This is a genomic window from Rhodococcus sp. KRD197, assembly GCF_017168235.1.
In the GTDB taxonomy this organism is placed as follows: domain Bacteria; phylum Actinomycetota; class Actinomycetes; order Mycobacteriales; family Mycobacteriaceae; genus Rhodococcoides.
This window is the reverse complement of sequence record NZ_JABFAO010000040.1, coordinates 1-8,649: the sequence shown is the minus strand read 5'-3', so window position 1 is coordinate 8,649 and position 8,649 is coordinate 1. Positions and strand designations below refer to the sequence as shown.

Annotated in this window: 8 protein-coding genes and 1 pseudogene; 5 read left to right on the top strand and 4 right to left on the bottom strand. The window is 65.8% G+C overall.

Going from position 1 to position 8,649, the window contains the following annotated elements:
* The 3 genes and pseudogenes from J1M86_RS23875 to J1M86_RS26590 form a co-directional block, all read left to right on the top strand.
* On the top strand, positions 1-1,211 hold a 1,211-nt coding region (locus J1M86_RS23875), incomplete at its 5' end, for a transposase family protein (RefSeq protein ID WP_241260617.1).
* Between the two features lie 4 nt (positions 1,212-1,215).
* Positions 1,216-2,172, top strand: a complete 957-nt coding sequence (locus tag J1M86_RS23870; RefSeq protein WP_231893738.1) for a TniB family NTP-binding protein — start codon at positions 1,216-1,218, stop codon at positions 2,170-2,172.
* Positions 2,169-2,717: pseudogene (locus J1M86_RS26590) on the top strand (TniQ family protein); the annotation flags it as partial. The gene J1M86_RS23870 and the pseudogene J1M86_RS26590, both read left to right, overlap by 4 nt.
* Before the next feature lie 584 nt (positions 2,718-3,301).
* Here the strand turns inward: J1M86_RS26590 and J1M86_RS23860 are convergent.
* From J1M86_RS23860 to J1M86_RS23845, 4 genes are all read right to left on the bottom strand, one after another.
* Positions 3,302-3,904 (bottom strand): cadmium resistance transporter, encoded by a 603-nt coding sequence (locus J1M86_RS23860; RefSeq protein WP_068049656.1) that lies wholly within the window; start codon positions 3,902-3,904, stop codon positions 3,302-3,304.
* A gap of 94 nt (positions 3,905-3,998) precedes the next feature.
* Positions 3,999-4,517 (bottom strand): signal peptidase II, encoded by a 519-nt coding sequence (gene lspA, locus J1M86_RS23855; protein ID WP_068049655.1) that lies wholly within the window; start codon positions 4,515-4,517, stop codon positions 3,999-4,001.
* Complete coding sequence (locus tag J1M86_RS23850) at positions 4,514-6,469, bottom strand: cation-translocating P-type ATPase (protein WP_094642706.1); 1,956 nt, start codon at positions 6,467-6,469, stop codon at positions 4,514-4,516. Before J1M86_RS23850 ends, lspA begins: the two co-directional genes overlap by 4 nt.
* Positions 6,466-6,846, bottom strand: coding sequence for a helix-turn-helix transcriptional regulator (locus J1M86_RS23845; protein WP_068049649.1), 381 nt, complete (start codon positions 6,844-6,846; stop codon positions 6,466-6,468). The genes J1M86_RS23850 and J1M86_RS23845 overlap by 4 nt, the downstream gene beginning before the upstream one ends.
* 326 nt (positions 6,847-7,172) lie before the next feature.
* Here J1M86_RS23845 and J1M86_RS23840 point away from each other — a divergent pair, with 326 nt between their 5' ends.
* A complete protein-coding gene (locus J1M86_RS23840; RefSeq protein WP_094656090.1) occupies positions 7,173-7,832 on the top strand; it encodes a thioredoxin domain-containing protein in 660 nt (219 codons plus the stop codon).
* A complete protein-coding gene (locus J1M86_RS23835; RefSeq protein ID WP_068049645.1) occupies positions 7,807-8,445 on the top strand; it encodes a vitamin K epoxide reductase family protein in 639 nt (212 codons plus the stop codon). Before J1M86_RS23840 ends, J1M86_RS23835 begins: the two co-directional genes overlap by 26 nt.
* Positions 8,446-8,649: the final 204 nt, after the last annotated feature.

Here is an 8,649-nt window from a genome sequence, read left to right as displayed (position 1 = left end):
ACGCCGCCCGATCGCGGCAGTCCGCGGGCGATGTCCCGCCGCCGGTGACGGCGGTTCTCCAGCAAGTCCAGATTGATCACACCGTGGTCGATCTGATGATCGTCGATGAATACGACCGGGTGCCGATTGGACGTCCATATCTCACGATTGCTATCGATGTCTTCAGCCGCTGCGTGCCGGGCTTCGTGGTCACACTCGATCCTCCGTCCGCAGTGTCGGTCGGGTTGTGTCTGGGCCGGGTGTGCTCGGACAAGAGCGTATGGATCGACGCTTTGGGCCTCGGCGCGGATGTGCGGTGGCCGATGGCCGGAAAGCCGCGCGCCTTGTATGTCGACAACGCCTCCGAGTTCAAAAGTGAAGCGCTACGGCGCGGTTGCGAACAACACGGAATCGACCTCGGCTACCGCCCACCCGGCAGGCCGCATTACGGCGGGATCGTCGAACGCATCATTGGCACCGTCATGACCCAGGTCCACGAACTCCCCGGCACCACGTTCTCGAACCCAACGCAGCGGGGCAGATACGACTCAGAGGGCACGGCAGCCCTGACGCTACGAGAATTGGAACGCTGGCTGATCCTCGCGGTCGCGGCGTACCACGCGGACGTGCACACCGGCCTGAGCCGGAGCCCCGCTGCGCAGTGGATCAGCAGCACCGACGCCGATACTGCTCGATCGACGTCGACAGTGGTGGGCGAGACCGCATTCCTGGTGGACTTCCTTCCCGTCATCCGGCGTCGCCTGACCCGGACAGGGTTCGTCATCGACCACATCCAGTACTTCTCGAACGCTCTGAAACCGTGGATCGCTAGGCGAGAGAAGTTGGGTCAGTTCGTGATCCGGCGTGATCCACGAGATCTGAGCAGGGTGTGGGTCCTGGACCCCGACAGCGGCGGCGGGTATGTCGAGGTGCCGTACCGGACGATGTCACATCCGGCGGTGACATCGTGGGAACACCGGGCAGCGGTGGTGCGTCTTCGAGAGCACGGCCGAGCAACTATCGACGAACACGCTCTGTTCGCGATGATCGAGAAGATGCGTCAGGTAGCCACGTCGGCAGAGCGGGACACCAAACGAGCCCGACGTAATCGCACTCGCCGTGCTCACCTGAGCAGCGTCACCACATCACCGAACGCGATGGGCCCGCCCGAGAGTCGCCCCGGTACCGACCAAGTACCGGTTCCGATCTTCGACGACATCGAAGAATGGTGAATCGATGAACGACGACCCCCGAATCACTCCTGCAGGCGACGGTAGCGGCGAAGACATCGACCCCGGTAGTGCGGATCTGATCCACCTGCGAAGTTCGGTCAGATCGATAGCGGGTCTTCCTGCTGCACAACGCATCAGGCACATTCGTACGGAACGGTGGATCGGGTATCCGCGTGCACGGTCGGTGATCGTGCACCTCGAGACGTTGCTGGTGTGGCCGGATCGGCAACGAATGCCGAACCTGCTACTGATCGGGCCGACGAACAACGGCAAGTCGATGATCATCGAGAAGTTCCGGCGTGCGCACCCCGCTGTCAGCTTGCCCGACCGTGAGCACATACCGGTGTTGTGTATGCAGATGCCCCCGGACCCAGCACCCGGACGGTTCTACCTCGCGATGCTCGCTGCCCTCGGAACGCCGATGCGCCCGCGAAGCCGCGTTCACGAACTAGAACAGCAAGCGGTGACGCTGTTGCGAGCAACCGGGGTTCGGATGCTGATCATCGACGAGCTCCATAATGTTCTCGCCGGTCGCGACAACGTGCGCCGAGAATTTCTGAACCTGTTGCGGTTTCTGGGCAACGAGCTGCGGATCCCTCTCGTCGGAGTCGGTACCCGAGAGGCGTACCTCGCGATCCGCAGTGATGCACAGTTGGAAAACCGTTTTCACCCCATGACGCTGCCGATCTGGACCAACGACACCGACACCCGCTCCCTGCTGGCGAGCTTCACCGCCAGCTTCCCGTTGCGTGCGCCCTCGTACCTGACATCGGCGGAGATGACCGATTACCTCCTCACCCGGTGTGAGGGCACCATCGGCGAACTGGCCACGCTGTTGACCGCGGCCGCAGTGACCGCAATAGAAGCCGGAGAGGAAGCGATCACCTCACAGGTGTTGACCCAAACCGCCTACTTCGGGCCCACCGAACGCCGCCGCCACTTCGAACGGCACCTGGCATGACACCAGCCGATGCCCCTGCAGCGCACACAGCGCTCGACCACAGTGCGCATCCGCCGTGGCCGCTGCGCCCGCAACCACTACCTGGCGAGACTCTGATGTCGTGGCTGGCCCGGACCAGCGCACTGTATTCGTTGATCAATACAGCGGACCTTCTCGACGGGCTCGGTGTCGACACCTCGAGCGTGGACCTGGACCGGCACACACCCGAGCCGGTGCTATCGGCGCTTGCCCAGAGGAGCACCTGTACGGCGGAACGGCTGCGGGAAATGACGTTGGCGGGCTGCACGCCCTGGCTGCTCGACAGCACCGACCCCACCGAGTGCGACTTCGACACCTACGTCCACCAGTTCTCTGTCCTACTACCGGCGGGTCTGGCGATGGCCGATCGACGTCGACGCGCACCGCCCGCCGGCACATGGCTTCCCTGGGTAAGCACGCTGACTACACGGGCATGCCCTCTGTGCATCGACACCCTCGACACACACGCCGACATCGCGGTCATGATGGCTCAGCAATACCCGATGCTGACCAGCTGCACCAAGCATCTCTGCCGGCTCGAATTCTGCAGCGTCGTACCCGGCAGACTTGTCTTCTGGGACAGGACACCAGCAGGCTCGGACGAGCACGCACCACCGATACCGGTCGCGGCGGCCGTCGCAGAAATCGACAGACGCAGCGTCACCGCGTTGACGTGCGGGTCGGTCGAGCTCGGCGCGGGCCGTGTTCATGCAGCAGTGTGGTTCAGGCTGCTGCGCACCGTCGTCGACGAAGTATCAACACCTCTGGTCCGCACCGGATGGTGGGCAAAGCCACTCAGCGCGATCTGGAAATCCACCGGCCGTTCTCGCCCGCTCCGAACATCGTGGGTTCCGTTCGAGGACCTGCGCTGGGAAGAACAAGCAGCAGTACTGACCGCCGCCGCGACCGCGATCATCGCGGTCGAGAACGATGAGATTTTCGCGGGTGGTGCTGATGCGGCTCTACTGCGCCCACGCTCGTACGAGCCGGTTGATCCGGGGACCGCTCCGACGCGGTCTCGCAGTCCGGTACCCGCCCGCAGCGCCTGGGACGGTGTGATTGCGGCGATCGATGCCGCTGCCGCTGGAGTTGCCGGGCGAACAGACGTCGGTCATGACGCGGCGACGATGAGCCGGCCGAGGACACCGGATTCGAGCAGGATGATCGCACCCAGGACGATGAACACCACGGGTACGAGCCAGTGCTCGACCCGTTCGAGAGTGTCGACGACCTTTCTGCGAGTGCCCAACAGTCTGCCTGCGTAGCACCAGATTCCCACGCAGATCAGGAACACGGCGATGGTGACCGCGGTCTGTGGCGCACCGAGCGTGCGGAAGACCGGGGTGTAGACGGCGATGTTGTCGGCTCCGTTGGCGATGGTGATGGCGGCGACACCGACCATCCCTGTTGCCACCACCGGGGCCTCGTCCTCGTCGCCGCTGCGCAGGCCGCGGATCAGGCCCCAGACACCCAACGACAGGGGCAGCAACCCCAGTAACCCGACCCAGTCCTCCGGGACGATCACCAATCCCAGGGCAGCGACGACACTGATCGCGACGAGGGTGATCAGGCCGGCGTACTGGCCGGCAACGATCTGCCATGCCCGCGGCCGCCCCTGGCTGGCGGAGGCGACGAACAGCACGGTCAGCACGACGATGTCGTCGATGTTGGTGCCGGCGAACATCGCGACCGCCGCGGCGATGGTGGTGATCACTCCCGCACCGAGCGGCCACGGCGGGGCGGCTGAACGTCGTGTCCGGAGGGCTGGACCGCGGTAGAGGTGGATCGGCTGCGAGGCCGCGAGGCGGTCATCCGGATTTTTCCTGCGCGTGCGCGGTACGAGTAAGGGCCGCTTCCTCCCAGAGTATGGAGCCGATGACCAGTACGACACCACAGGTGAGGTAGGTGTCGGCGAGATTGAAGGTGGGCCACCAGCCGGTGTGGAAGTAGTCCGTGACGCGACCGTCGACGGTGCGGTCGATCACGTTGGCGGCGGCGCCGGCGACGATCGCCGACAGTCCCACAGTCCCCAACGGTGAGCCGGTGGGGACAGTGCGCCACGCGTACACACCGATGCCGACGGTGATGATGGCGGTGACCGCGATGATGACCCACGGCGGCAGTTGGTTCCCGACGCTGAAGGCGACACCACTGTTGTAGGCCAACTTCAGTTGCAGCACGCCTAGCTCGACGATGCGGCCGTCGGAGAGTGCGCGGCGGGCGACGGGGTCGCCCGCGAGTGCGACGCCGATGAGTACGACGGCGACGATCGTCAGGGTCCGCCGGGACCGTGGCGCCGAGATGCCCGGGGCTGCGTCGGCGCTCATATGCGGGCCTCGGCTGCCGTCGGGGCCGATGCGGGTGCCGGTCCGGTGGTCAGGGGGTGGGCGCGGCCTGCCCGGACTCCGTTGGCGATGACCACGATCTCGGCGAGTTCGTGCACCAGAACCACTGCTGCCAGGCCCAGAATCCCGAACAGGGCGAGCGGCATCAGAACGGTGATGATCGCCAGAGACAGCCCGACGTTCTGCAGCATGATGCGCCGAGATCGGCGTGCGTGGGCCAAGGCGTGTGGCAGATGCCGGAGGTCCTCGCCCATCAGGGCGACGTCGGCGGTTTCGATGGCCACGTCGGTTCCCATGGCTCCCATGGCGATACCGAGGTCGGCGGTGGCCAGTGCGGGGGCGTCGTTGACACCGTCGCCGACCATCGCGGTCGACCGTCGGACCTTCAGGTCGCTGATGATGGCTGCCTTGTCCTCCGGTCGCAGGTCCGCATGGACCTCCTCGATGCCGACATCGGCGGCCAACGCTCGGGCGGTGCGTTCGTTGTCCCCGGTCAGCATCGCGACGTGGTATCCGTCACGGCGGAGACCGGCGACGACCTCCGCGGCTTCGGGTCGCAGTTCGTCGCGGACCGCGATCGCGCCGAGTGTTCGGCCGTCCTGCTCGATGAGCACGGCGGTGGCTCCGGCGCGCTGCATCCGTTCCACCTCCGCCGCCAGCGGGCCGGGCTCGATCCAGCCCGGCCGTCCGAGCCGGACGTCGGAACCGCGCAGGCGGCCGGTGAGGCCGGCGCCGGTGACGGACTCGACGTCCTCGGCGGGGGTGTGGTCGTCGACGGCGGCGAGGATCGCCGCGGCCAGGGGGTGCTCGCTGCGCACCTCGAGCGCCGCGGCCACCGCGAGGACCTGTTCGCGGGTCGCGCCGTTCACGGTGGCGACGTCGATGACGACCGGCTTGTTGCGGGTCAGGGTGCCGGTCTTGTCCAGTGCGATTCCGCGGATGCGGCCGAGGGCTTCCAGTGCTGCGCCGCCCTTGACCAGGACACCGAGTTTGCTGGCAGCGCCGATCGCAGCGACGACGGTGACCGGGACGGCGATGGCCAAGGCGCACGGTGAGGCAGCGACGAGGACGACCAGTGCGCGTTCGATCCATATCCGTGGGTCGCCGAGGAGGCTGCCTACAGCGGCGATGAGGGCCGCGGCGACCATGATCGCGGGCACCAAGGGTTTGGCGATCGTATCGGCCAGTCGCTGCGCCTCGCCCTTGCGGGACTGCTCGGCCTCGACGATCCGGACGATCTTGGCCAGCGAGTTGTCCTCGGCGCGCGCGGACACCTCGACCTCGAAAACCCCGGTTCCGTTGATGGACCCGGCGTACACCTCATCGCCGGGCCCTGCCTCGACGGGCACCGATTCGCCGGTGATCGCCGAGGTATCGAGCGCGGTGTTGCCACTGCGGATCGTGCCGTCGGTGGCGATGCGCTCGCCGGGCTTGACGATCATGATCTCGCCGACCGTCAACTCGGTCGGCGACACCACCTGTTCTCGACCATCTCGTCGGACGGTGGCGGTGTCGGGAACCAACGACAGCAGCGCCCGCAGACCTCGCCGGGTGCGGGCGACCGCGTACTCCTCGAGGCCTTCGCTGATGGCGAACAGGAACGCGAGCATCGCAGCCTCGCCGACCTCACCGAGGATCACGGCGCCGACCGCCGCGATGGTCATGAGGGTGCCGACGCCGATCTTGCCGCGGGCGAGCCGCTTCAGGGTCGACGGTACGAAGGTGTAGCCGGCGACGATCAACGCGACCGATTCGAGTACCAGAGTGAGACCATCGGGACCGCCGGTCCAGCCAATGGTCAGTCCGGCCGCCAGCAGAGCGCCAGCGACAGCCGCGGCTCGGATCTCGGTGATCTGCCACAACCTGTCGGGTTCCTGCTCGTCGTCGCCGCCCGGGCGGGGCTCGTCGTGGTCGCAGCCGCACGCGTCGCTCATCCGGTCACCGCCGCTCCGGCGGAGTCCGTGCCGTAGTTGGGGCACAGTGTCACCGCGTTCCCGGTGGCGGTGAGGAGGGTTTCTGCCGAGGCGAGCAGATCCAACAGTTCCGGTCGGGCGAGTGAATAGAAGACCTGCCGCCCTTCGGGGCGACCGATCACCAACCCGCAGTCGCGCAGGCACGCCATGTGCGCCGACACCGTCGACTGGGCCAGCCCCAGCTCGCTCACCAGGTCTGCTACACGCGATTCCCCATCGGCGAGTCGGCGCACGATAGCCAACCTAGTGGCATCGGAAAGGCTGTGGAACAACGCCACTGCGGCATCGACCGTAGACCCGGTGCGGCCGACCGGACACGCCCCTCTATTGATCGTCATGCACCGATGATAGCACCGTATGGCAGTATGATCGCTCGTGGACGATTCGAGCGGCAGGGGCGGGACGAAGTGACACGCCCTGCGGCGAACGATCCGATGCCCACAACTACTATGGGTCGTAGTATTTCGACTTCAGGCTCACGCCTACGCTTCACGCATCGTCCGGAGGAATGGGTGGGGCCGGTCCGTCAAGGTCTCGATTGTTCTGATCGCCGCTCTCGCGGTAGCTCTCGCGTCGTTCGTTTTCTGGATCTCGAACAACTCCGGGCATCGGCGGCGGACGAGGAAGACGCTGGGGACCCGCAACGAATCGAGAAGGTAGCTGCATGAGCCGAGCATTGAAGATTTCCTTGTCCCTGGTGGTCGTGTTCGCCGCCGCGTTGGCTCTGTTTCTGGTGGTGGACAGATCGGGGTCACCGGACGCCGCGGCCGCTGAGCAGGCTGCCATCGACCCGGCTTCGATCGCGGTGCGCGAGAACAGTCATCGATTGAACTCGGTGCCCGACGGCCGGGTCACGTTCGTGGAGTTCCTCGACTTCGAATGCGAGGCCTGCCGGTCGGCCTACCCGGCGATCGAACAACTGCGGGAAGAGTACGGCGACCGGGTGAGCTTCGTGGCCCGCTACTTTCCCATCACCTCGCACTTCAATGCCGAACGCGCGGCGCGAGCAGTCGAAGCTGCAGCCCAGCAAGGCGGCTTCGAGGCGATGTATCAGCGGATGTACGAGACGCAGGCGCAGTGGGGTGAGCAGCAGGTTCCCCAGGACGAGCTGTTTCGCAGTTTCGCAGTCGAGCAGGGACTGGACATGAGCGCCTTCGATGCCGCCTACACCGACCCTGCGACACTCGACCGCATCGAAGCCGACGTCGCGGACGGGATAGCGCTCGGCGTGCAAGGCACCCCGACCTTCTTCCTCAACGGCACCAAAATCGAGCCCACCACCTACGGAGACCTCGCCGATGCCCTCGACGCTGCACTCGGCTGACCCCACGGCTGCCACCGGACCCCGTCAGGGCGGGCCTTTCGATCGGAGCCTGCCCTGGGTTCTGCTGGTGGGAGGGCTGATCGGACTGACCGCCGCATTCGTACTCACGGCGGAAAAGTTTGCTCTTGCCCTCGATCCTGCCTACGCCCCGACATGCAGCATCAACCCGGTACTCAACTGCGGATCGGTGATGAACACCGATCAGGCGTCGGTGTTCGGATTCCCCAATTCCCTCCTCGGGATCGCAGGCTTCGCCGTCGTGGCAGCAGTAGGTGCCGGCCTTGTCTCCGGTGCTGTGTTCGCGCAGTGGTTCTGGGGTGCACTGCAGGTCGGTGTCACTGCCGCCGCAGTTTTCGTACACTGGCTGATCGGACAGAGCCTCTACGAGATCGGCGCCCTGTGCCCGTACTGCATGGCAGTGTGGGCAGTCACCGTCCCGATATTCTGGTACGTCACCTTGCGGAACCTTCACCGCGCCGGGTCCACACCCGCTCTCCGGCAGTGGTCCGACGCTGTGCTCGGCAATCACTCCATCCCGCTGACCGTGTGGTTTCTCGCCCTGATCACCCTGATCGCACAACGCTTCTGGCCGTACTGGTCCACGCTGCTATGACCCGCCACGAACCGTCGGCCCCTCTGCCGCGCTCTGAAAAGAGAAGGTCGGGCCGATGACGCGCGGCTGGTCGATTGTCATGCTCATAGTTGTTGTCGCATCGATCGTCGCACTGTGGCCCCGGTCCAGCGCCGACGATCGAGCATCCGTCACGAACACCATCGTGCCGGTCGGACCCACACCGTCCAGCCCGCCCCACGTCTC